This window comes from Microbacterium sp., assembly GCF_031988965.1.
GTDB lineage: Bacteria > Actinomycetota > Actinomycetes > Actinomycetales > Microbacteriaceae > Microbacterium.
In genome coordinates this window covers 1-22,820 of record NZ_DALZXX010000033.1, presented here as the reverse complement: position 1 = coordinate 22,820, position 22,820 = coordinate 1, and the positions used below count along the sequence as shown (strand labels likewise).

The window sequence follows — 22,820 nt, the reverse complement described above, 5'->3', positions numbered from 1 at the left end:
GCGGCCGTCAGCCGCCGCCTGAGCTGCCGACTGAGTCGCCGCGCCGAGGCCAGCACCCCCGGCGATGGCCGCGTCGAGCGCATCGACCGCCGGCGCCATCGCGTCGAACATGGTCTTGTCGCCTGCTTCGGCCTTGCCGCGAGCGACGATGCCGTCGAGTCCTGCTCGCAACGATGCAGCGAGCGCGGTGGCATCCAGCTCCGTGACCGGCCCGGCCGCCATCCCCATGCGCAGGAACAGAGTCCCGTACAGCGGACCGCTCGCGCCGCCGACCGAACTCACCAGAGTCATCCCGACGGCCTTCAGCAGTTCATCGACGGTGGCCGGCGCGCCCGCATCGAGCTTCGCTACGACCGCGTCCATCCCTCGGGCCATGTTCGCCCCGTGATCGGCGTCACCGATCGCCGAGTCGAGCTCGGTCAGCCAGTCCCGCTTCTCGGTCACGGCGTCACGGAAACGGTGGATCCAGTCGACGAGTGCTGCGGTGTCGATGCTCGCCATCATGCTCCCCACCGCAGGCCGGGAGTGTTGACCGGTGCGTCCCAGAGCCGCAGCAGCTCGTCGTCGGCCTTCAGCACCGTGAGCGAGCAGCCGGCCATGTCGAGCGACGTGATGTAGTCGCCGACCAGGTTGCGTGCGATCTGCACTCCGGCCTTCTCGAGCAGCGCGGCCACCTCGCCGTACATGAGGTACAGCTCGATCAGGGGCGATCCGCCCATGCCGTTCAGCATGACGATCGCCGGACCCGACATGTCGAGGTCGGCGAGGATCGGCTCCACGAGCTGACGGGCGATCTCGGATGCCGGCGCCAGCGGTTCACGGTGACGACCCGGCTCGCCGTGGATGCCGATGCCGATCTCCATCTGATCTTCCGGCAGATCGAACGTGGGCTTGCCCGCGGCGGGAACCGTGCAGCTCGTGAGCGCCATGCCCATCGAGCGCCCCTGACCGTTGATCCGCTTCGCGAGCTCCACGACGGCTGCGAGATCCTGCCCCTCCTCCGCAGCAGCTCCGACGAGCTTCTCGAGCAGGACCGTGAGCCCGACGCCTCGGCGTCCGGCGGTGTAGAGCGAGTCCTGCACCGCGACATCGTCGTCGACGATGACGGTGCCGACCTCGATGCCCTCCATCGAGGCGAGCTCGGCGGCCATCTCGAAGTTCAACACGTCACCGGTGTAGTTCTTGACGATGTGGAGAACGCCTGCGCCGCGGTCGACGGACTTGGTCGCGGCCTGCACGCGGTCGGGAGTCGGCGAGGTGAAGACCTCGCCCGCGACGGCGGCATCCAGCATCCCGACGCCCACATAGCCGCCGTGCAGCGGCTCGTGCCCGGACCCACCGCCGGAGACCACCGCGACCTTGCCCGCGTCTTTCGGCGTCGCGCGCGTGATGACGTGGTTCTCGAAGTCCACCGACAGTTCCGGATGCGCGAGGGCCACGCCCCGCAGCGATTCGACCAGCACATCGGCGGGGTTGTTGATGAGCTTCTTCATCGTTCGATCTCCCTTGATCTCTGCGGTGGCGATCTTTCGCAAAATTGGAAAGTTATTCGTCAATGTCGAATATGCTCGGGCGCAGTCGAGTTGTCAAGGTCCACTCAGACGACCGACGCGACTGCCCGGCTCGACGTCGACCCGGAGGAGGAGGCCATCGTGATCCAGGCCATCGATCGCGCCGCGAAAGTGCTCGAACTGCTGCAGGGCGCACGCCATCTCGGCATCACCGATCTCTCGCTCGCGCTCGGCCTTCCCCCGTCGACCGTGCACGGCATCGTCAAATCCCTGCGCGAGCACGGGCTGGTCGCGAAGGAGCGCGGCGGGCAGCGCTACATGCTCGGTCCGACGCTGCTCCGGCTCAGCAACGTGTACCTCGATACGCTCGACGTGCGGGCTCGGGCCATGCGGTGGACGCAGGAGCTCGCGCGTCGCACGAACCTGCCGGTGCGTCTCGGTGCCCCGCACTTCCACGAGGTGCTCGTCATCCACCACGACCTGCGCCCCGACAACAGCCAGCAGATGCTCGAGACCGGCGTCGCGATCCCCGCACACGCCTCGGCGATGGGCAAGGTCCTGCTCGCGCACGATCTCGGCTTCCAACGCACCGTCTTCGAGCGGCCGCTGCGCAGCCTCACAGGCGACACGATCACCGACGTCGCCCGGCTCACACTCGAACTGCCCGCGATCGCCGAACGCGGCAGCGCCTCGGAGACCGACGAGGCCGTGCTCGGCGAATCGTCGATCGCCGCGCCCGTGGCCGACGCCTCGAACGACATCGTCGCGGCGGTGGCGGTCGTGATGCCGACGTCGCAGACGCCGGCATCCGACGCCGTGCTCAACGCGCTGCGCGAGACGGCGCGCAACATCTCGCGGGAGCTCGGCGCGACGTCCTGGCCGCCGCGCGTCGCCCCCGCCGACGACTGAACGCCGACGACAGACCTACTCGGCCAGCAGCAGATCAGCCGCACGCTCGCCGATCATGATCGAGGGCGCATTCGTGTTGGCACTCGGCACGAACGGCATCACCGACGCGTCCGCGACCCGGAGCCCTGCGACGCCCCGTACTCGAAGCTGCGGATCGACGACCGCGAGGTCGTCGACGCCCATCCGGCAGGTGCCCACCTGGTGGTGATAGGTCCCGACAGTCCGGCGGGCGAAATCGCGCAGCTCGTCGCGGGTCGTGACCTTCTCGCCCGGAGCGAACTCCGACGCACGGAAGGGCGCGAACTCGTCACGACCGCCGATCTCCCTGACGAGTTCGATCGCGTCGACCATCGCCTCGAGATCGCGCTCATCGGCGAACACGTTCGGATCGACGAGAGGTGCGACGGACGGCTCGGCGGAGGCCAGACGCACGCTGCCTCGTGAGTGCGGCCGCACGATCCCCGCGGTGATCGTGTAGCCCTGCTCGGGTGCGGCTCCCCCGTCGGTCGGGTAGGGCACGTGGATGAAGAGCGGCTGCAGGTCGGGTGCATCGGAGTCGCTCACGACGCGGGAGCGCGCATACAGCTGGCTCTCGAGCAGGTTCCACTGCGGTGGGGCCACCGCGTCGAGGGAGTCGTACAGCACGCTGACCAGCAGATGGTCGTGCAGGTTCTCCCCGACACCGGGCACATCGGCGACGACCTCGATGCCCAGCTGCTCCAGGTCGCCCCGCGGCCCGATCCCCGAGCGCAGGAGCACAGCGGGTGACCCGATCGCCCCGCCGGACAGCACGATCTCGCGCCGTGCTTTCGCGAGATGACGGACTCCGTCGACCTCGTACTCGACTCCGACGGCCCTCCCCTTCTCGACGACGATCCGGTCGACCAGCGCGTTCGTGGTCACCGCCAACGCCTCATGCCCGAGAATCGGCGCCACGAAGGACTGCCAGGCCGATGCGCGCTTGCCGTCCTTGGTGGTCGTGTGGTTGAAGCCGGCACCGTCGAGGCTCTCCCGGTTGAAGTCCTCCGTACGCGGGATGCCGCTGGCCACCGACGCCTCCACGAATGCCGCCGCGAGCGGATGGCGCGCGCCGTCGGGAATCCGCTCGACGTGCAGCGGGCCACCGGCGCCGTGGAACTCGTCCGCGCCGTCGGCATGGTCCTCGGACTTGCGGAAGTACGGAAGCACCTCTTCCCACGACCAGCCCGTCGCACCCTGCGCGGCCCAGCCGTCGTAATCGCGGCGGTCGCCGCGCATGTAGATCATGCCGTTCAGCGAGCTCGACCCGCCGAGGGTCTTGCCTCGGGGCCAGTAGAGGACCCGACCGCCGAGATGCTCCTGCGGGGTGGTCATGACAGCCCAGTCGTTCGGCGACATCAGCAGCCCGGGCCATCCCTGCGGTGAGTGGATGTTCGGATCGCTGTCGACGGAGCCCGCTTCGATCACGTGCACGCTGTGCCCCGCGTCCACGAGCCGGCGCGCGATCGCACTTCCCGCGGATCCCGCACCGATCACGACGTAGTCGGCCACTTCTGTGAGCTCGGTCATCACTCGTTCCTCTCTGAACGACAGACGTCTTCGTCTGCTCTCAGATCAGGATCGACCTTTCGCGGCGCCCGGGACCGGCCCCCGGCGAACAGCAGTGTGCCGGATGCGCACGGATGCGTGGCCGCGCTCGAGGATGCCGCGGACTCAGTGCGCGACGGTGAGCGTCTGCGCGCGGTACTCGCTGGGGGTGACGCCGAACCGGGTGCGGAAAGCTCGGGTGAACGCGGTGGCATCGGTGAAGCCCCACCGCGCGCCGATCGAGGAGATCTGCTGAGCGCTCTGCGTCGGGTTGCTCAGGTCGCGCCTCGTCGCGTCGAGCCGACGGTGCCGGATCCACGCGCTGACGGTGTCGTTCTTGCCCTCGAACAGCTTCTGCAGATAGCGCACCGAGATGTGGTGGGCCGTCGCGATCTCCGTGACGGTGAGCTCGGCATCGCCGAGGTGCTCGGCGATGTACAGCTCGATCCGCGTGAGCAGAGCGCGTCGGCCGACCTCCTCGCCGCCGTCCAGCTCCAGTTCGAGCCGCTCGCCCAGCGCGGCGGTGAGCATGTCGAGCACAGCGTCCGACAACGGCATCCGATTCTGCAGCGTGCCGTTCTCGAGCGTCGTGTCATAGGCGCGCAGCATCGACGACGCGATCGCCCCGACGCCCTCGCGCCCGGAGAACCGCGAGGCGGTGAGGGCGCGCAGTCGTGCCCGATCGATGCGCAGCGTCTCGAGGGGGAACATCACCACGAGCATGCGGAACGGGCCGTCGAAGTCGAGCGCGTACGGCCTCGTGGTGTCGTAGACCGCGAAGTCGCCGGGCGTCAGGATCGCCTCTCGACCGTCCTGGCCGATCAGGCTGCGCCCCTGCAGCTGCACACCGAGTTTGATGTGGCCGGGGTCGTCTCGGGCGATCTCCGCTCTCGTGCGACTCACGCGCACCGCCGATCCCGCGACGCTCGAGACCGACAGCGGCCCGACCGGCTGCGCGACGAGCTTGCCCTGGAACCCCGACCGCTCGGCCCGTTCGGACGACCAGGCCCGCAGCGGCACGAAGCTGCGGTTCACGGCATCCGTCCACATGTCGAACCGCTCGGCGGAGGGCACCGCACCACAGTCGACGACGACTCTGCCAGCGACCGCATCGGGTGCGCGATCGTCCATTGGTCACTCCTCGCCTCATCGCGTGTCGGACAGCATACGCGCAATACATCGGCGCGGGATCGGCTCAGCGCGACTGCAGTCCGTCCAGGCTCACCCGGAGGATGTCCTCGCCCAGTTCGTCGGGGTCGACCGGGCCACCGGGCCGGTACCACTCGACGACCGAGTTGATCATGCCGAAGATGAGCCTCGTCGCGACGGCGGCATCCACGTCGTCGCGGATCAGTCCCTCGGTCTGCGCCTCGGTGACGATCGCGGTCACGCGCTGGTCGAACGCGCGACGACGCACGAGCGCCGCGGTCTCGACCTCTCCGTTGCCACGCACCCGCAGCAGCAGCGTCACCGACGGGAGCTTCTCGGTGAGCACGCGCACCGCGCCGCGGATGATCGATCGCAGGCGGTCGGAGGCGAGCGGATGCCGCGCCGTCGCATCGTCCACGACGGCCTCGAGCGCGTCGAGGGCGTCGTTCAGCGCGAGTTCGAGGATCGCGGACTTCGATTCGAAGTGGTGGTAGAGCGCGGACTTGGTGAGCCCCAGCGTCGCGCTGAGGTCTGCGACACTCGTCGCGTCGTAGCCCTGCTCGTTGAACACCTTCACGGCGACCGCGAGCACCTGCTCACGGTCATAACCTGGCCGGCCGCGCTTGGGGGCCGGCGCATCGGATCGGGGCTGCGCCATGGGCCAAGTCTGTCATTCCCGGTGAGTTGCCATTCGCTCTGCGATCTGAGATCGTATTCCTGACCGATCGGTCTGAAATTATCGCCAGCGTTGGTGATCGAGAGGATGACGATGTCCGAGGCCTATCTCGTCGATGGCGTCCGCACCCCCGTCGGCCGGTACGGAGGCGCTCTCGCGTCCGTCCGCCCCGATGACCTCGCCGCCCTCGTGGTGGGCGAGACGGTCCGCAGGTCCACCATCCCGGTGGAGGCGATCGACGAGGTCATCCTCGGGGCGGCGAACCAGGCCGGAGAGGACAACCGCAACGTGGCGCGCATGGCGGTGCTGCTCGCGGGCCTCCCCGATTCGATCCCCGGACTGACGGTCAACCGCCTCTGCGCCTCCGGAATGTCTGCGATCGCACTCGCCGCGAACGCCGTGCGCGCCGGCGACGCCGACCTCATCGTCGCCGGCGGCGTCGAGTCGATGACCAGGGCGCCCTGGGTGCAGGCGAAGCCCGAACGGGCGTGGGCCAAGCCCGGCGCCGCCTTCGACACCTCGATCGGCTGGCGCTTCACGAATCCTCGCCTGAGCGCCCGCGACAAGGCCACCTTCTCGATGCCCGAGACGGCAGAGGAGGTCGCGCGCGTCGACGGGATCAGCCGCACGGATGCCGACGCGTTCGCCCTCCAGAGCCACCAGCGGGCCATCGCCGCGATCGATGCCGGTCGGTTCGCCGACGAGATCGTCACGGTCGAGACGAGCCGCGGAATCGTCGACACGGACGAGGGGCCACGACGGGACACCACCCTCGACGCGCTCGCGACGCTGCGCGCCGTGGTCGCCGGCGGCGAGGTCGTGACCGCGGGCAACTCCAGTTCTCTCAACGACGGCTCCTCCGCGATCGTCGTGGCGAGTGCAGAGGCCGTCGATCGGCATGGCCTGCGGCCTCGCGCGCGGATCGTCGCGTCGGCGACCGCTGCTCTCGCCCCCGAGATCATGGGCCTCGGTCCGGTGCCCGCCACGCAGAAAGCGCTCGCGAAGGCGGATCTGCAGGTCTCCGATCTCGGAGCCGTCGAGCTGAACGAGGCCTTCGCATCGCAGTCCCTCGCCTGCATCCGCCGCCTGGGACTCGATCCGGCGATCGTCAACGCCGACGGCGGAGCCATCGCGCTCGGCCACCCGCTCGGTTCGAGCGGGTCACGGCTCATCGTCACACTGCTGGGCCGACTCGAACGCGAGGGAGCGCGATACGGCCTCGCCACGATGTGCGTCGGCGTCGGGCAGGGCACGGCGATGATCGTGGAGCGTCTCCCGTGACCCTGCACATCGAGGAGCAGAACGACCGGGTCGTCGCCACGCTCGACCGCCCCGAGAAGCGCAACGCGATCGACCAGGAGACCATCGACGCGCTGCATGAGCTGTGCGCCGTGCTCGAGGCCTCGCCGCGGACGCTCATCGTCACCGGCTCCGACGGCGTCTTCGCCGCCGGAGCCGACATCGCCCAGCTGCGCGACCGCACTGCGGACGACGCCAGGCGCGGCATCAACGCGATGGCCTTCATCCGCGTGCGCGAACTGCCGATGCCGGTGATCGCGGCGATCGACGGCTATGCACTCGGCGGCGGCGCCGAACTCGCCTACGCGGCCGACATCCGCATCGCGACGCCGTCTCTGCGCATCGGGAACCCGGAGACGGGACTCGGCATCATCGCCGCCGCGGGCGCGACGTGGCGCCTGCCCGAGATCGTCGGCGACGCGCGGGCGAGCGATCTGCTGCTCACCGGACGAGCGCTCGACGCCGAGGAGGCGCTGAACTGGGGGCTGGTCTCGTCACTGCATCCGGCCGAGGAACTGCTCGCGGCCGCGCACGCGATCGCCGACCGCATCGCGGCGAACGACCCGATGGCGACGCAGCACACGAAACGCGCACTGCGCACCCCACGCGCGCAGCATCCGGCGATCGAGCTCGAGCTGCAGGCCGAGCTGTTCGAGTCGCCCGAGAAGCACCGCCGCATGACCGCATTCCTCGAGAGGAAGAACCGATGAGCGAGACCGAACTCCGGTCGTCGAGCGCACACCCTCCCCGGTCGTTGAGCGAGCGGAGCGGGACGAAACGCCCCGACCACGCGCCGGCGAACGTCGGAGTGCTCGGCGGAGGGCGTATGGGAGCCGGGATCGCCCACGCGTTCCTGCTCGCCGGCTCGCACGTCAGCGTGGTCGAGCGCGATGCGGCGAGCGCGGACGCAGCCCTGACACGCGTCCGCGACAGCATCCGCCGCTCCGTCGAACGCGATTCCTCCCTGGACGAAGCGGAGATCGCCGGCCGTCTCACCACAGGAAGCGCCATCGCGGTGTTCGCCGCGGTCGACCTCGCGATCGAGGCGGTGCCCGAGGACCGCGAGCTCAAGGAGCGCGCCCTCGCCAGAGCCGAGGCGGCGCTGCCCGAAGACGCGACGCTGGCGAGCAACACCTCGTCGATCTCGATCGACACGCTGGCCGCGGGCCGCCTGCGCCCCGAGCGATTCCTCGGTCTTCATTTCTTCAACCCCGTGCCCGCGTCGAGCCTCGTCGAGATCGTGCACGGCGCGGCGACCGATCCGTCGATCGTCGAGAGCGCGGCAGGCTGGGTGACCGCGCTCGGCAAGACGCCGATCGTTGTCAGCGACTCCCCCGGCTTCGCCTCCTCACGACTGGGCGTGATGCTCGGCATGGAGGCGATCCGGATGCTCGAAGAGGGCGTTGCGAGCGCGGCCGACATCGATGCGGCGATGACACTCGGATACCGGCATCCGGTGGGTCCGCTGCGCACCACCGACATCGTCGGGCTCGACGTGCGGCTCGGCATCGCCGAGGAGCTGGAGCGCGCACTGGGCGAGCGCTTCGCTCCGCCGGAGCTGCTGCGGCGCATGGTCGCCGAAGGAAAGCTCGGCCGCAAAAGCGGCGAAGGGTTCTACACATGGAACGAGGAGAGATGACCGAGTATCTGCCGAGCTATGTCCAGGGCGCGTGGTGGACGCCGTCGTCGCCCACGCGGTCCGCCGAGGTGCGGGATGCGTCCACCGGGGACGTCGTCACTCTCGTCTCCACCGAGGGCTTGGATCTCGCGGGGGCCCTGGAGCACGCGCGCACGGTCGGACAGCGGAGCCTCGGCGCGCTGACATTCCACCAGCGAGGGGTGCTGCTCAAGCAGTTCGCCCTCGCCCTCACCGCGCGCAAGGACGAGCTGTATGCGCTGTCCGCACGCACCGGTGCGACGAAGAACGATTCGTGGGTCGACATCGACGGCGGGATCGGGGTGCTGTTCTCCTACTCGGGCAAAGGGCGGCGCGAGCTGCCGAACAGCCGCGTGCACGTCGACGGCCCGGTCGAGCCGCTCTCGAAGGACGGGTCGTTCCTCGGCCGCCACGTCTACACCACGCTCCCCGGCGTGGCCGTGCAGATCAACGCGTTCAACTTCCCGGTGTGGGGATCGCTCGAGAAGTTCGCGCCGGCGTTCCTCGCCGGCATGCCGACGCTCGTGAAGCCCGCAACTCCCACGGGCTATCTGGCCGAGGCCATGGTGCGCATCCTCGTCGAGTCCGGGCTGCTTCCCGAGGGCTCTCTGCAGCTGGTCAGCGGCAGCGTTCCCGACCTGTTCGAGCATCTTCGACTCGGCGACATCGTCGGCTTCACCGGCAGCGCGTCGACGGCGGAGAGCCTCAAGGCCCACCCGGCGGTGCAGACCGGCGGGGTGCGGTTCACGGCCGAGACCGATTCGATCAATGCCTCGGTGCTCGGCACCGACGCGGTCGAGGGCACGCCCGAGTTCGACGCGTACGTACGCCAGCTCGTCACCGAGATGACCACCAAGGCCGGGCAGAAGTGCACCGCGATCCGCCGGGCGATCGTCCCCACCGGGTCTGCGGATGCCGTGATCTCCGCTGTGCAGGCGCGCATCGCCGACAAGACGGTGCTGGGCGACCCGCGCGCCGAGGGCGTGACGATGGGCCCCCTCGCGTCGACCGCGCAGCGCGACGAGGTGCTGCGTCAGGTCGGCAGGCTGCAGACGGCGGGAGGACGGATCGTCGTCGGAACGACGGATGCGCCTGAGGTGCGGCTCTCCGACGGCAGCACCGGCCTCTCCCCCGACGGCGCGTTCGTCTCCCCCCTGCTGCTGCGCTTCGACGACGCGCAGAGCGAGGCGGCGCACTCGATCGAGGCCTTCGGTCCGGTGTCGTCGCTTCTCACCTACGACACCACCGCCGACGCCGCAGCGCTCGTCGCTCGGGGCGGCGGATCGCTCGTCACCAGCATCGCGACACACGATCCCGCGCAGGCGGTGGAGCTGGCCACGCGCATCGCTCCGTTCAACGGCCGGATGCTGCTGCTCGACCGCGACGATGCGCGATCGTCGACCGGTCATGGCTCGCCGTTGCCCAACCTCGTGCACGGCGGTCCCGGCCGGGCAGGCGGCGGCGAGGAGCTCGGCGGCATCCGCGCCGTGCTCCATCACATGCAGCGCACCGCGGTGCAGGGCTCGCCCGAGATGCTCACAGCGCTGACCGGCGTGTGGCACGCGGGCGCTGCGGCGCACAGCGACGGCCGGCACCCCTTCCGCAAGTCGCTCGCGGAGCTGCGGATCGGCGACCAGATCGTCTCGGCATCGCGCGAGGTCACACTCGCCGACATCGAGACGTTCGCGCACTTCACGGGCGACACGTTCTATGCGCACATGGACGAGGCCGCCGCCGCCGCGAACCCGTTCTTTCCCGGCCGGGTGGCGCACGGATACCTGCTCGTGTCGTGGGCGGCCGGTCTGTTCGTCGACCCTGAGCCCGGGCCGGTGCTCGCGAACTACGGCCTGGAGAACCTGCGGTTCATCACCCCTGTGTCCCCCGGTGACACGATCCGCGTCGAGCTCACGGCCAAGCAGATCACCCCGCGCGAGACCGACGAGTACGGCGAGGTGCGCTGGGACGCCGTGATCCGCAACCAGAGCGAAGAGCTCGTGGCGACCTACGACGTGCTCACGTTGGTGAACAAGCAGCAGACGCCCGAGGGTGTGGCCGCATGAGACCGATGATGCAGCGCGACGCCGCCTCGGCGATGCTCGGCATGGTCGTCGAGCTCGATGAGCCGGGAGAGGCGGTGGTCTCGATGACGGTGCGGGACGACATGCTGAACGGCTTCGCGATCACGCACGGCGGTCTGGTGTTCACGCTCGCCGACACGGCCTTCGCGATCGCCTGCAACGAGGACGAACGGGTCACGGTCGCCGGCGGCGCGGACATCACGTTCCTGAAGTCCACGGCTGCAGGCCAGCGTCTGACGGCGCGGGCTGTGCGCCGGGTCGTGAGCGGGCGCAACGGCCTCTACGACGTCTCGGTGACCGACGAGTCCGGTGACGTCGTCGCCGAGGTGCGCGGCCGCTCGCTCACGACGAACCGATCACAGGAGGGGTGAGATCGTGCGGCCCCTGCATGGTGAGGGCCGGAATCGGAGTGTTCACGATTCCGGCCCCGGCCTGATCCCGCCCTGCGGTCCGCCCTCAGCGCTGGATGACCTTGGGAGCCGCGACCGCCTTGAGCCCCGCCACCCCGAACTCCTGGCCGTAGCCGCTGGCCTTGATGCCGCCGAACGGCACGTGCGGGTTGATCGCGCCGTGCTGGTTGATCCATACGGTGCCGGCCTGCACACGGCGGGCGACCTCGCTCGCGGCATCCGGGTCGTCCGACCAGACCGACGCCCCCAGACCCTGGGTCGAGTCGTTCGCGCGACGCACGGCATCGTCGACATCCGAGTACCGGATGACCGGGATGACCGGGCCGAACTGCTCCTCGTCGACGAGGGCGGTTCCGTCGTCGATGTCGGCGACGACCGTCGTGCGGTAGAAGAGCGGTCCGTGCTCGGGCGCGGGCTCTCCACCGGTGACGATCCGCGCACCGCGCTCTCTGGCGTCTTCGACGAGTCGGGCCACGATGTCGAACTGCTTCTCGTTCTGGAGCGGGCCGAGGACGTTCGCCTCGTCGAGCCCGTTGCCGAGCGGCATGGCGTCGGCCAGCTTCGCGAGCGCGTCCACGACCTCGTCGTACTGCGAGTCGTGCACGTAGAGCCGCTTGAGTGCCGCGCACGTCTGTCCGGTGTTGATGAAGATCCCCCAGAACAGGTTCTCGGCGATCGCCGCGACATCGGTTCCCGGAAGGATGATGCCGGCGTCGTTGCCGCCGAGCTCGAGGGTCAGTCTGGCGAGACTGTTCGCGGACGCCTCGACGATCCTGCGGCCCGTGGCCGTCGACCCGGTGAACATGATCTTGTCGAGGTCGGGGTGAGCCGCGATGGCCGCGCCCACTTCGCGGTCTCCCGAGATCACGGTCAGCACATCTTCGGGCAGGTGCCGGTTGTAGATCGCAGCGAGCGCGAGCACCGACAGGGGCGTGTACTCGCTGGGTTTGACCACCACCGTGTTGCCCATGCGCAGCGAGGGGGCGATCTGCCACACCGTGATCATCATCGGCCAGTTCCACGGTCCGATGGCTCCGACGACACCGAGCGGGTCGTAGTGGACCTCTGCGCGCGAGTCGCCGGCCTCGAAGACGACCTCCGGTTCGAGAGGCGTGTCGGCGGCGGTGCGCGTCCAGGCGGAGCATGCACCGACCTCGAAGCGGGCGTTCGGCCCGTTCAGCGGCTTGCCCTGCTCCCGCGAGAGCAGCACGGCCAGCTCTTCGGCGTTCGCATCGAGGTCGTCGGCGATCGCGGTGAGGATGAGACTGCGCTCGGCGTGCCCGAGAGCAGCCCACGCAGGCTGGGCGGAGCGGGCATTCACGATGGCGCGGTTAAGGTCATCGACCGTATGAACGGGCGCATGTCCGATCACTTCGCGCGTCGCCGCATCCGGGATGGGGCGACCGCCGCCCTCCGGCGCGGTGATGGACTCCAGGATCGTCGTCGTGGTCGTGGTCACAGCATCCTCCTTGATCGCGGACTGCTCTGTCCGGTATCCGGAGCCTACGATCGCGAGCGCGGGCCGGTACAGCGCCGACGACCGTTCGTGCGCACCCTGCACAGGGTCGTACGCCTTCGGCAGATCGAGCCCTCGCCATCCGCGATCTGATGGAAAAGCCCCACCTTGCGACGAAGGAGTCGACGATGACCATGACTGACGCCCGCCCCGAGTTCGGCGCCGAGACCGAACTGCACTCCGCGGAGGCACTCGCTCGGCTCCAGCTCGAGCGCCTGCAGTGGACGGTCCACCATGCGTACGAGAACGTGCCGACCTATCGCCGCAAGTTCGACGAGCACGGCGTGCACCCCGACGACATCCGCACCCTCGACGACGTGCAGAAGCTTCCGTTCACCACGAAGGCCGACCTGCGCGAGAGCTACCCGTTCGGGATGTTCGCGGTTCCCATGGCCGACGTCCGGCGCGTGCACGCGTCTTCCGGTACGACGGGGCGTCCGACCGTGGTCGGGTACACGGAGGGCGACCTCGACCGCTGGAGCGACCTGATCGCGAGGTCGCTGCACGCAGCGGGCATCCGCGCCGGGATGAAGGTGCACAACGCGTACGGCTATGGACTCTTCACGGGCGGACTCGGCGCGCACGCGGGTATCGAGCGCCTGGGTGCCACCGTGATCCCCGTGTCCGGCGGCCAGACGGCGCGGCAGGTGCAGCTGATCACCGACTTCGAGCCGGATGCCATCCTGTGCACCCCCAGCTATCTGCTCACGATCGCGGACGCGATGGAGGCGGCAGGGATCGACCCGACGACGACATCGCTGCGGGTGGCGGTGCTCGGCGCGGAGCCCTGGACGAACGAGATGCGGCGAGAGATCGAGCGACGACTGCACATCGACGCGGTCGACATCTACGGGCTCAGCGAGGTGATGGGTCCCGGCGTCGCGAGCGAGAGCGTGCTCACGAAGGACGGACCACACATCTGGGAGGACCATTTCCTCCCAGAGATCATCGACGGCGACACCGGAGCACGACTGGCGGACGGCGAACTCGGCGAGCTGGTCTTCACCTCGCTCACCAAGGAGGCGTTCCCCGTCATCCGCTACCGCACCCGCGACCTCACACGCCTGCTGCCGGGGACCACCTACCCCGCGCTGAGGAGGATGGAGAAGATCACCGGACGCAACGACGACATGATCATCCTGCGCGGCGTGAACCTGTTCCCCACGCAGATCGAGGAGCTCGTGATGGGGATCGAGACGCTGACGCCCCACTTCGTGCTCGAGCTGCATCATGTCGCGCAGCTCGACACCATGACGGTGCGCATCGAGCGGCACCCGTCGCTGAGCGCCGAGGAATGCGATGCCGCCGCCGCGGTTCTCCACCACCGCATCAAGATGCACATCGGCACCAGCGTCGACGTCACGGTCGAGGAGCCCGGCACCCTCCCCCGAAGCGAGGGCAAGTACAAGCGCGTGTACGACCTGCGCTGAGAGGATCATCGCCTCTACGCGATATCGCGGAAAGGCGATATCATCGATCAATGAGCCGCGCTGCTGAGCTGATCCGCTACGCCCGCCGCCAGAGCGGACTGACGCAGTCCGCTCTGGCCGGGCTGGCGGGCATGACACAGAGCGTCGTCAGCGAATATGAGAACGGCAGGCGCGAGCCGTCTTTCGACGCAGTCGACCGGCTGATCTCGGCCGCTGGGCTGGTCGTCGAGGTCACCCCGCGCACGCAGGAGGAGCAGAGCGCGCGCGACCGAGTGATCGCGCTGTCGGGTGAACTCCGACGCGCGCTCCTGCCGCTCGGGGTGCAGCGCATCCGTCTCTTCGGCAGCGTTGCTCGCGGCGACGAGAGCGCATCGAGCGACATCGATCTGGCTGTCGACATCGCGCCGACCGTCGGCGTGTTCGATCTGCTGCGGATGCGGCGAGAGGCCGAGAAGGTACTCGGCCGACCGGTCGACCTCGTCCCCTCCGACGGCCTCAAACCCGCGGTGGCAGAAGCGGTCGAACGTGAAGCCGTCACGTTGTGAGCCGACACACGATCGAGAGGCTTCAGGACATCGAGGTCGCCTGTGACGCGATCGGTCGTTACGAGAGACGGATGGACAGCGATGACGAGATCGTCTTCGACGCGATCCGAGCGCGGCTCATCGAGATCGGTGAGGCCGTCAAGGATCTCAGTGAAGCCGCGACTGCGACGGAGCCCGGCATCCCCTGGGCAGAGATCGCCGGAATGCGCGACTACCTCGCGCACCGATACTTCGACACGACCCATGCCATCGTCATGACGACAGCGCGGACCGACATACCGCTACTTGCCGCAGCTGTTCAGCGGATGAAGTCGAGAGAGATGGACGCATCGACGACGCGCTGACGGAGGTTTCTGACACCGACGTCAGCCGCGGAGCGCGAGCACGAACGGAAGCACCTCCGTGGCGCCGGCCTGACGGAGCGTGCGCGCGGCGACCGTCAGGGTCCACCGACTGTCAGCCATGTCATCGACGAGGAGCACAGGCCCCTCGGGGATGTCGAGGCCCTGCGCACTGAACCGATCCCACAGCCCCGCGAGACGGAAGACGCTGTTGCCTCCGGGCTGCCCCGTGGGTCCGCCGTTCACGAGATCGAGTGCGCCCACGTAGGGCAGGCGTCCGATCTCGGCGATGCCGCGGGCGAGAGAGTCGACGAGCAGCGGATGCGACCGCGACGGCATCGCGACCACGGCGACCGGGCGCTCGTCCCACTTCCAGCCGGCGAGCACCCGAACGCAGCCACCGAGGACCTGCGGAGTCACCGCAGCATCGGCCGCCCCTGCCGCGAAGAGCTCACGCAGGGTGCCTCCCCAGCCGAGATCGGTGAGTCGCGCGAGCGCGCGCCCTTCTCCTGCCTGCTCTCCGGCCGGGATGCGCCCCCTGACCGGGACGTCGAGCCGGTCGGCACCGGTCGGCCACGCCTTGCGCGGTTCGATCGGGACGCCCACCCTGTCCAGCGACTCCGCCGCCTGCGTGGTCGCGGACTCCCCGATCTCGCGGGGGAACCACACTCCCGCGCAGCTGTCGCATCGGCCACAGGGCGCCGCCGTCGCGTCGTCGAGGGACCGCTGGAGGAACTCCATGCGGCATCCGTCCGTCTGCTCGTAGTCGATCATGTGCTGCTGCTCGGCACGGCGCTCCGCCGCGATGCGCTCATAGCGCTCGGCGTCGTACGTCCACGGCTGTCCGGTCGCGACCCATCCGCCCTGCACACGGCGCACCGCTCCGTCGACGTCGAGCACTTTGAGCAGCAACTCGAGCGGAGTGCGCCGGATGTCGACCATCGCCTCGAGCGCCGGCGTCGAGATCGGCTGATCCCCGAGCGCCCCGATCACGCGCTCGGCCCGCTCGCGGTCGGGCATCGACGCGGTCGCGAAGTAGTGCCAGATGTCGCGATCTTCGACGCCGGGCAGCAGCAGGACGTCGGCGCTCTCGCTCGCACGACCGGCACGACCGACCTGCTGGTAGTAGGCCACAGGCGATGAGGGTGCTCCGAGGTGCAGCACGAAGCCGAGATCGGGCTTGTCGAACCCCATGCCGAGCGCGCTGGTGGCGACGAGCGCCTTGACCTCGTTGCGCTTCAGCATCCCCTCGGACTCGGCGCGCTCGTCGGTGTCGGTCTGCCCCGTGTAGGCGCGCACCTCGTGGCCATGCTCGCGAAGCAGCCGCGCCGTGTCGACCGCGGCGGCGACGGTGAGTGTGTAGATGATGCCGGAGCCGGGGAGGTCGTCGATGTGACTCAGCAACCACGCCAACCGGCTCGCAGAATCACGCAGCCGCAGCACTCCGAGTCGCAGCGAGGTGCGAGCGAGCGGCCCCCGGATCGTGAGCACCTCGGGCTGGTCACCGGAGGCATCCGTGCCGCCTGTCCCGAGCTGCTCCGCGACATCCGCCACCACTCTGCTGTTCGCTGTCGCCGTGGTGGCGAGCACCGGCACCTGAGGCGGCATCTGCTCGATCAGATCGCGCAGCCGTCGGTAGTCGGGGCGGAAGTCGTGCCCCCAGTCGCTGATGCAGTGCGCCTCATCGACCACCAGCATCCCGATCCGCCGCACGAGCGCCGGCAGCTGCTGCTCGCGGAACGCAGGATTGTTGAGTCGCTCGGGCGACACGAGCAGCACGTCGACCTCGTCTCTGTCGAGCTGCTCCATCACCTCGGACCACTCATGCGCGTTGGTCGAGTTGATCGCGACGGCGCGCACACCCGCTCGTTCGGCCGCGGCGATCTGGTCGCGCATCAGCGCGAGCAGCGGCGAGACGAGCACGGTGGGGCCGGCCCCCTGCCGTCGTAACAGCAGCGTCGCGACGAAGTACACGGCCGATTTACCCCATCCCGTGCGCTGCACCACGAGCGCGCGACGACGACCCTCGACGAGAGCCTCGATCGCCTCGTACTGGCCGTCGTGGAAGTCGACGTCAGGACGGCCGACCAGCTCGCGGAGCGCCGAGAGCGCAGCGGTGCGGGTGTCGACAGAGTCGGGGGAAGTCATGCCTCCACTCTGCCCCAGGCCGCCGACACCCGGTGGCCGTTCATCCACAGGCGGATCCGCGCCCACCTCCGACCACGTCGTCTACCGTGGAGAGATGATCACGCGAGAACTGGCCGTATCCCTGCGCGACGCGGGTCTCGTGTGGCACCCCGCCGAGGGTGACCGGTTCCAGCTCGATCTTCCGAACGAGGTCGAACTCGACGCCGAGGCCGACGTGTTCACGGTCAGCGCGATGACGATCGAGGCACGCCAGACCCCCAGCGGCACGGACCTGGCATTCAACGGCACGACCGAGTGGGCTCTCGACGCCGTCACCCTCGCCGATGCGGTCTGGCTCCCCCGCGAGGACCAGCTGCGCGAGCTGCTTCGCGGCACGTTCCGCGCCCTCACCCGCGTCTCCGATGCGTTCGTGGTCGAGGTCGAGATCGCCGGAGAGACGCTGCGCTTCGAGCATCCGGATCCCTCCGAGGCCTACGGTCGCGCACTTCTCGACCTCGTCTCGCGCTCCCGCTGACGATCGGCTGCTTGCTTCCCGACGACCTCCGTGTCAGAATTACCTAACGACCGGTCAGTAAAGCCGGACGGACACCGAGGAGTCGATGATGACCAGCCCCGCAGATCTCTCCCTCGTCGACGGCGCGGCCGCTGACGACCAGCTCTCCGACGATGAGCGACTGTTCGACGAGCTGATCGCGAACGAGCAGCGCATCGAGCCCCGCGACTGGATGCCCGAGGCGTATCGCAAGACGCTGATCAGGCAGATCTCGCAGCACGCGCACTCCGAGATCATCGGCATGCAGCCGGAGGGCAACTGGATCACCCGGGCGCCGAGCCTCAAACGCAAGGCGATCCTGATGGCCAAGGTGCAGGACGAAGCGGGGCACGGGCTCTACCTGTATTCCGCGGCGCAGACCCTCGGGATCACGCGTGACGAGATGATGGACCAGCTCATCAGCGGCAAGGCCAAGTATTCGTCGATCTTCAACTACCCCACCCCCACGTGGGCAGACATGGGCGCGATCGGGTGGCTCGTCGACGGTGCTGCGATCTGCAACCAGGTGCCGCTGTGCCGGGCATCCTACGGACCCTACGGCCGCGCGATGGTGCGTGTCTGCAAAGAGGAGTCGTTCCACCAGCGCCAGGGCTTCGAGATCCTGCTCTCGCTGATGCAGGGCTCCGACGAGCAGAGGCAGATGGCGCAGGATGCCGTGAACCGCTGGTACTGGCCGAGCCTGGCCATGTTCGGGCCGCCGGATGACCAGTCCCCCAACTCCGCCCAGTCGATGAAGTGGAAGATCAAGCGTTTCAGCAACGACGAGCTGCGTCAGCGCTTCGTCGGGATGCTCGTGCCGCAGGCCGAGATCCTCGGCGTGACCCTTCCCGACCCCGACCTGCGCTTCGACGAGGCCACGGGGCAGTACGTGATCGGCGAGATCGACTGGGATGAGTTCTTCGAGGTCGTGCGCGGCAACGGCCCCTGCAACGCGGAGCGCCTCGAGCGTCGCCGCACGGCGCACGAGGACGGCGCCTGGGTGCGCGAGGCCGCGGCCGAGTACGCCCGCAAGCGGGCGCTCAAGACGAAGGCAGTGGCGTGATGGCGACGCCCGGCGCCGATGAGCGCGAGCCCTGGCCCCTCTGGGAGGTCTTCGTCCGCGCGAACCGCGGTCTGAGCCATGTGCATGTCGGATCTCTGCACGCTCCGGATGCCGACATGGCGATCCGCAACGCCCGCGACCTGTACACCCGCCGCGGTGAGGGCGTGTCGATCTGGGCCGTGCCCGCCGACGCGATCACCACCAGCGACCCGGACGCGAAAGGCGCGTACTTCGAGAGTCCGGCGGGCAAGAACTACCGGCATGCCGTGTACTACACGGCTTCTGAAGGGGTGCCGCACCTGTGAACGACATCCACGCAGACCTGCACGGCGACCTGCACGGTGACGTCTCGGTCGACGAGCTGCGGCTGAGCGAGGAGCTCACCGGAACCGGCTCCGCCGCGGCATCCGCCGACATCGCCGAGTATGCGCTGTGGCTCGGCGACGACGCCCTGATCCTCTCGCAGCAGCTCGGCGAGTGGATCTCCCGCGCGCCGGAGCTCGAAGAGGACGTCGCGCTCGGCAACATCGCGCTCGACCTGCTCGGCCATGCGCGCTCGTTCCTGCACTACGCAGGCTCGTACGACGGGCGGTCCGAAGACGATCTGGCGTACTTCCGCGATGAGCCGGAGTTCCGCAGCGCCTGGATCGTCGAGCAGCCCAACGGCGACTTCGCGCAGACGATCGCACGGCAGTTCGTCGTGTCGACCTACATGTTCGAGCTCTACTCCGCGCTGCGAGCGAGTACCGACGCGACCTTCGCGGCGATCGCCGCGAAGTCCCTCAAAGAGGTCGACTACCACCGCGACCACGCGGTGCAGTGGGTGCTGCGTCTCGGGGGCGGCACCGACGAGTCGCGCCGGCGGATCATCCGCGCGCTCGGCGATGTCTGGCCATATGTCGACGAGCTCTTCCGCGACGAGCCGCTGATCGACCGCCTCGGCGACGCGGCGGTGCGACCGTCGACACTGCGCCCCGGTTTCGACGCGGTCGTCGACACGGTGTTCGCGGAGGCGGAGCTGACGACGCCCGCAGTCTCGGCGTCCTCCGCCGGAGGGCGACACGGTGCGCATGCGACACCGCTCGGCCACCTGCTCGCCGAGATGCAGGTGCTCGCCAGGCGCCATCCGGGGGCATCATGGTGACCGACACTCTGCAGACCGAGTCCCAGGCCGCCGCGTGGCGGATCGCCGCGGCTGTGGCCGACCCCGAAGTGCCCGTGCTCACGATCGAGGACCTCGGCGTGCTCCGCGCCGTCTCGGTCGAGGGCGACGTGGTCTCGGTCGACATCACCCCGACCTACAGCGGATGTCCGGCGATGGACACTATCCGCGACGACGTGATCCTGGCGCTCACCGCGGCCGGATACGCACAGGTCGAGGTGCGACTCGTGCTCTCCCCTGCCTGGACGACGGATTGGATGTCGGATGCCGGCAAGCGAAAGCTGTCGGAGTACGGCATCGCCCCTCCCAGCGGGCGCTCGGCGGTCTCCTCCGGCCCGATCCGACTGGCCATCAGCGTGCGCTGCCCCCGGTGCGGCTCGCTCGACACCCACGAGGTCTCGCGCTTCGGATCCACCTCGTGCAAGGCACTGTTCGAGTGCCGCGCCTGCCTCGAGCCCTTCGACCACTTCAAGGTGCACTGATGTCGCTGTTCGCCCTGTCCGGCCCCGCGTCGGTGGCCACTCCACGACCCGCCGCGTCGGGAACGAAGAAGCGCGCGCGCTTCCACACTCTCGCCGTCGAGGAGGTGCGGCCGCTCACCGACGACTCGGTCGAGGTGACCTTCACGGTCCCCGCCGAGCTGGCCGATGACTACGACCACCTCCCTGGCCAGTACGTCGCACTGCGGACGACTCTCGAGGGCGCCGAGGTGCGCCGGTCGTACTCGCTGTGCCGCGCACCCGAGCATCGCACGGACGCGCAGATCGCCGCGGGCGTTCCGACCCGCCTCAGCGTCGCCGTGAAGCGCGACGAAGGCGGGCTCTTCTCCACGTGGGCGCAGACGGGCCTGCACCCGGGATTCGAGATCGATGTGATGAGCCCGCAGGGCACGTTCACCTCGGACCTCGACGACCTCGATCAGCGCCACGTCGTCGGCATCGCCGCAGGCTCGGGCATCACACCGCTCATGGCTCTCGCGCACACCGTGCTGACGCGATCCGACACCTCGCGCTTCACGCTCCTGTACACGAACCGCTCGACGCTCGACGTGATGTTCCTCGAGGACCTCGCCGACCTCAAGGACCGCTATCCCACCAGGCTGACGCTGCACCACGTGCTCTCGCGCGAGCAGCGCACGGCCCCGGTGCTGTCCGGGCGCATCGACGAGGAGAAGCTCCGCACGATCCTGGGGATGCTCATCGACCCGGCTGACGTCGACGAATGGTTCCTGTGCGGGCCGTTGTCTCTCGTCGACCTCTGCCGCGAGGTGCTCGCCGACGTCGGCGTTCCTCGCGAGCACATCAGGTTCGAGCTCTTCACGACCGGCGACGAGCCGGTGCGTGCGGCGCGTCCCGTCGAGGTGCGCGCCGGCGAGAAGACGATCCGCATCGAGGTGAACCTCGACGGTGTCTCGTCGACCGTCGAGAGTCCGGTCGACGCACACGAGTCGGTGCTGAACGCCGCACTGCGGGTGCGCCCGGACGCCCCGTTCGCGTGTGCGGGCGGCGTCTGCGGCACCTGCCGCGCCCGTGTCATCGAAGGCAGCGTGACGATGACCGAGAACTACGCCCTCGAGCCCGATGAGCTCGAGCGCGGCTACGTGCTGACCTGCCAGTCGCACTCGACGAGCGACCGCATCGTGGTCGACTACGACGTCTGAGGAGCACCCGATGATCGATCTCACCATCGAGGACGACGTCGCGACGGTCGTCCTGAACGCCCCGACGAAGCTGAACTCGCTCGACGAGCAGGCGCTCCGCGATCTCGGCCGAGCGTATGACGAGGCCGATGCCGCAGGAGTTCGTGCGCTCGTGCTCCGAGGCGAGGGCCGGGCGTTCTGCGCCGGTCGCGACATCTCGGCGGTCGATCCGCGCGACGATGACGTCATCGGCTATCTCGGGGGCCTCGTCACGCCGCTGCTGCAGCGGATGTCGCGCTTCCCCGCGCCGACGTTCGCGGTCGCGCACGGTGCCTGTCTGGGGGTCGGCCTCGGGCTGCTCATCGCCACCGATGTCGTGTACGTCGCGGAGTCGGCGAAGATCGGCTCGCCGTTCGCCGCGCTGGGCGCCACGCTCGACTCCGGCGGTCATGCGCTCTTCGTCGACCGGCTCGGGGCGCACAAGACCCTCGACCTCATCTACACCGGGCGCGTGATGAGCGGTGCCGAGGCCGTGGCATCGGGGCTGTTCTCCCGAGTGCTCCCAGACGACGCGGTGCTGCAGACGACGACGGATGCCGCGGCGAGCGCGGCGCGAGGAGCGACCGCGGCCTTCCTCGCGAGCAAGCAGCTGGTCGCTCGCATCCGCGACGAGCGGCTCGCACTGTGGGACTCGATCGAGATCGAGAACGCCGCGCAGGCCGCACTCTGCGACACCGACGACTACCGCGAGGGCTTCGCGGCGTTCCAGGAGAAGCGGAAGCCCGAGTTCCGCGGGCGCTGAACCGACCTGCCTACTGCGGCGGGAAGGGCGAATGCAAGCCTGTCGACGATGTCGGATGCCGGTGCGAGACTGCATCCATGTTGCTCTCGGAGCTCGTCTCCACCGCTGAAGAGGTCACCGCGACCGCATCGCGCCTGGCCAAGATCGATGCGCTCTCGCGCTTGCTCGCTCGCGCGGACGCGGACGACGTCCCCGCCCTCGTCGGTCTGCTCCTCGCGACGCCGCGTCAGGGGCGCCTGGGTGTGGGCTGGCGCGGGATCTCCGCCCTCGAGGTGACGCACGCCGATGAACCCTCGCTGACGATCGGCGACGTCGACGGGGCTTTCGAGGCGCTGGCCAGCGCGTCGGGCTCGGGGTCTGCAGCCGCCCGGACCGAACTGCTCTCCG

General features: G+C 69.1%; 23 protein-coding genes and 1 pseudogene. 17 read left to right on the top strand and 7 right to left on the bottom strand.

Features of this window, described 5'->3' with window-relative positions:
* A partial coding sequence (gene dhaL, locus RTM68_RS08525; protein ID WP_312170035.1) for a dihydroxyacetone kinase subunit DhaL occupies positions 1 to 504 on the bottom strand: 504 nt, incomplete at its 3' end.
* Entirely contained in the window at positions 501 to 1,493 is a 993-nt protein-coding gene (gene dhaK, locus RTM68_RS08520; protein ID WP_312170033.1) for a dihydroxyacetone kinase subunit DhaK, read from the bottom strand. The genes dhaL and dhaK, both read right to left, overlap by 4 nt.
* A 90-nt stretch (positions 1,494 to 1,583) precedes the next feature.
* On the opposite strand from dhaK, the gene RTM68_RS08515 reads away from it, so the two are divergent.
* On the top strand, positions 1,584 to 2,420 hold the full coding sequence (locus tag RTM68_RS08515) for an IclR family transcriptional regulator (protein ID WP_312170030.1): 837 nt from the start codon (positions 1,584 to 1,586) through the stop codon (positions 2,418 to 2,420).
* A gap of 15 nt (positions 2,421 to 2,435) precedes the next feature.
* Here the strand turns inward: RTM68_RS08515 and RTM68_RS08510 are convergent, their stop codons facing one another.
* The 3 genes from RTM68_RS08510 to RTM68_RS08500 form a co-directional block, all read right to left on the bottom strand.
* Positions 2,436 to 3,968: a GMC family oxidoreductase N-terminal domain-containing protein gene (locus RTM68_RS08510; RefSeq protein WP_312170028.1), complete on the bottom strand. Its 1,533-nt coding sequence runs from the start codon at positions 3,966 to 3,968 to the stop codon at positions 2,436 to 2,438.
* A 144-nt stretch (positions 3,969 to 4,112) separates the two neighbouring features.
* On the bottom strand, positions 4,113 to 5,117 hold the full coding sequence (locus tag RTM68_RS08505; protein ID WP_312170026.1) for a helix-turn-helix domain-containing protein: 1,005 nt from the start codon (positions 5,115 to 5,117) through the stop codon (positions 4,113 to 4,115).
* A gap of 64 nt (positions 5,118 to 5,181) precedes the next feature.
* Positions 5,182 to 5,793, bottom strand: a complete 612-nt coding sequence (locus tag RTM68_RS08500) for a TetR/AcrR family transcriptional regulator (RefSeq protein ID WP_312170024.1) — start codon at positions 5,791 to 5,793, stop codon at positions 5,182 to 5,184.
* 111 nt (positions 5,794 to 5,904) lie between these two features.
* On the opposite strand from RTM68_RS08500, the gene RTM68_RS08495 reads away from it, so the two are divergent.
* The 5 genes from RTM68_RS08495 to paaI are packed head-to-tail and all read left to right on the top strand — an operon-like array spanning position 5,905 to position 11,216.
* Positions 5,905 to 7,092: an acetyl-CoA C-acyltransferase gene (locus tag RTM68_RS08495; RefSeq protein ID WP_312170022.1), complete on the top strand. Its 1,188-nt coding sequence runs from the start codon at positions 5,905 to 5,907 to the stop codon at positions 7,090 to 7,092.
* Positions 7,089 to 7,820, top strand: coding sequence for an enoyl-CoA hydratase/isomerase family protein (locus tag RTM68_RS08490; RefSeq protein ID WP_312170021.1), 732 nt, complete (start codon positions 7,089 to 7,091; stop codon positions 7,818 to 7,820). The genes RTM68_RS08495 and RTM68_RS08490 overlap by 4 nt, the downstream gene beginning before the upstream one ends.
* Positions 7,817 to 8,749, top strand: a complete 933-nt coding sequence (locus RTM68_RS08485; protein ID WP_312170019.1) for a 3-hydroxyacyl-CoA dehydrogenase family protein — start codon at positions 7,817 to 7,819, stop codon at positions 8,747 to 8,749. Before RTM68_RS08490 ends, RTM68_RS08485 begins: the two co-directional genes overlap by 4 nt.
* Positions 8,746 to 10,827, top strand: coding sequence for a phenylacetic acid degradation bifunctional protein PaaZ (gene paaZ, locus RTM68_RS08480; protein WP_312170018.1), 2,082 nt, complete (start codon positions 8,746 to 8,748; stop codon positions 10,825 to 10,827). Before RTM68_RS08485 ends, paaZ begins: the two co-directional genes overlap by 4 nt.
* Complete coding sequence (gene paaI, locus RTM68_RS08475) at positions 10,824 to 11,216, top strand: hydroxyphenylacetyl-CoA thioesterase PaaI (RefSeq protein ID WP_312170016.1); 393 nt, start codon at positions 10,824 to 10,826, stop codon at positions 11,214 to 11,216. Before paaZ ends, paaI begins: the two co-directional genes overlap by 4 nt.
* An 85-nt stretch (positions 11,217 to 11,301) precedes the next feature.
* Here paaI and RTM68_RS08470 read toward each other — a convergent pair whose 3' ends face one another.
* Positions 11,302 to 12,714: an aldehyde dehydrogenase family protein gene (locus RTM68_RS08470; RefSeq protein ID WP_312170014.1), complete on the bottom strand. Its 1,413-nt coding sequence runs from the start codon at positions 12,712 to 12,714 to the stop codon at positions 11,302 to 11,304.
* Between the two features lie 185 nt (positions 12,715 to 12,899).
* Between RTM68_RS08470 and paaK the strand changes: the two genes are divergently transcribed.
* From paaK to RTM68_RS08455, 3 genes are read left to right on the top strand one after another with little or no spacing between them, the layout of a single operon-like run.
* Positions 12,900 to 14,201, top strand: coding sequence for a phenylacetate--CoA ligase PaaK (paaK, locus tag RTM68_RS08465; protein ID WP_312170013.1), 1,302 nt, complete (start codon positions 12,900 to 12,902; stop codon positions 14,199 to 14,201).
* Positions 14,202 to 14,251: 50 nt separating this feature from the next.
* A complete protein-coding gene (locus tag RTM68_RS08460; protein ID WP_312170011.1) occupies positions 14,252 to 14,746 on the top strand; it encodes a helix-turn-helix domain-containing protein in 495 nt (164 codons plus the stop codon).
* Positions 14,743 to 15,090 carry a DUF86 domain-containing protein gene (locus RTM68_RS08455; protein ID WP_396654212.1) on the top strand — a complete coding sequence of 116 codons (348 nt, stop codon included), beginning with the start codon at positions 14,743 to 14,745 and terminating at the stop codon, positions 15,088 to 15,090. Before RTM68_RS08460 ends, RTM68_RS08455 begins: the two co-directional genes overlap by 4 nt.
* 21 nt (positions 15,091 to 15,111) lie before the next feature.
* On the opposite strand, the gene RTM68_RS08450 is transcribed toward RTM68_RS08455, so the two are convergent.
* Positions 15,112 to 17,235, bottom strand: coding sequence for a RecQ family ATP-dependent DNA helicase (locus RTM68_RS08450; protein ID WP_312170007.1), 2,124 nt, complete (start codon positions 17,233 to 17,235; stop codon positions 15,112 to 15,114).
* 94 nt (positions 17,236 to 17,329) lie between these two features.
* Between RTM68_RS08450 and RTM68_RS08445 the strand changes: the two genes are divergently transcribed.
* The 8 genes and pseudogenes from RTM68_RS08445 to RTM68_RS08410 form a co-directional block, all read left to right on the top strand.
* A complete protein-coding gene (locus RTM68_RS08445; RefSeq protein WP_312170006.1) occupies positions 17,330 to 17,749 on the top strand; it encodes a pilus assembly protein CpaE in 420 nt (139 codons plus the stop codon).
* 88 nt (positions 17,750 to 17,837) lie between these two features.
* Positions 17,838 to 18,830 carry a 1,2-phenylacetyl-CoA epoxidase subunit PaaA gene (paaA, locus tag RTM68_RS08440; RefSeq protein WP_312170005.1) on the top strand — a complete coding sequence of 331 codons (993 nt, stop codon included), beginning with the start codon at positions 17,838 to 17,840 and terminating at the stop codon, positions 18,828 to 18,830.
* Complete coding sequence (gene paaB, locus RTM68_RS08435; RefSeq protein ID WP_056308954.1) at positions 18,830 to 19,135, top strand: 1,2-phenylacetyl-CoA epoxidase subunit PaaB; 306 nt, start codon at positions 18,830 to 18,832, stop codon at positions 19,133 to 19,135. Before paaA ends, paaB begins: the two co-directional genes overlap by 1 nt.
* Positions 19,132 to 19,974, top strand: a complete 843-nt coding sequence (gene paaC / locus RTM68_RS08430) for a 1,2-phenylacetyl-CoA epoxidase subunit PaaC (protein WP_396654211.1) — start codon at positions 19,132 to 19,134, stop codon at positions 19,972 to 19,974. Before paaB ends, paaC begins: the two co-directional genes overlap by 4 nt.
* Positions 19,968 to 20,474, top strand: a complete 507-nt coding sequence (paaD, locus tag RTM68_RS08425) for a 1,2-phenylacetyl-CoA epoxidase subunit PaaD (protein WP_312170003.1) — start codon at positions 19,968 to 19,970, stop codon at positions 20,472 to 20,474. Before paaC ends, paaD begins: the two co-directional genes overlap by 7 nt.
* Positions 20,474 to 21,652, top strand: a complete 1,179-nt coding sequence (gene paaE / locus RTM68_RS08420) for a 1,2-phenylacetyl-CoA epoxidase subunit PaaE (RefSeq protein WP_312170001.1) — start codon at positions 20,474 to 20,476, stop codon at positions 21,650 to 21,652. The genes paaD and paaE overlap by 1 nt, the downstream gene beginning before the upstream one ends.
* Before the next feature lie 10 nt (positions 21,653 to 21,662).
* Positions 21,663 to 22,433, top strand: a complete 771-nt coding sequence (locus RTM68_RS08415) for an enoyl-CoA hydratase/isomerase family protein (RefSeq protein WP_312169999.1) — start codon at positions 21,663 to 21,665, stop codon at positions 22,431 to 22,433.
* Between the two features lie 77 nt (positions 22,434 to 22,510).
* A pseudogene (locus tag RTM68_RS08410) lies at positions 22,511 to 22,820 on the top strand (ATP-dependent DNA ligase); the annotation flags it as partial.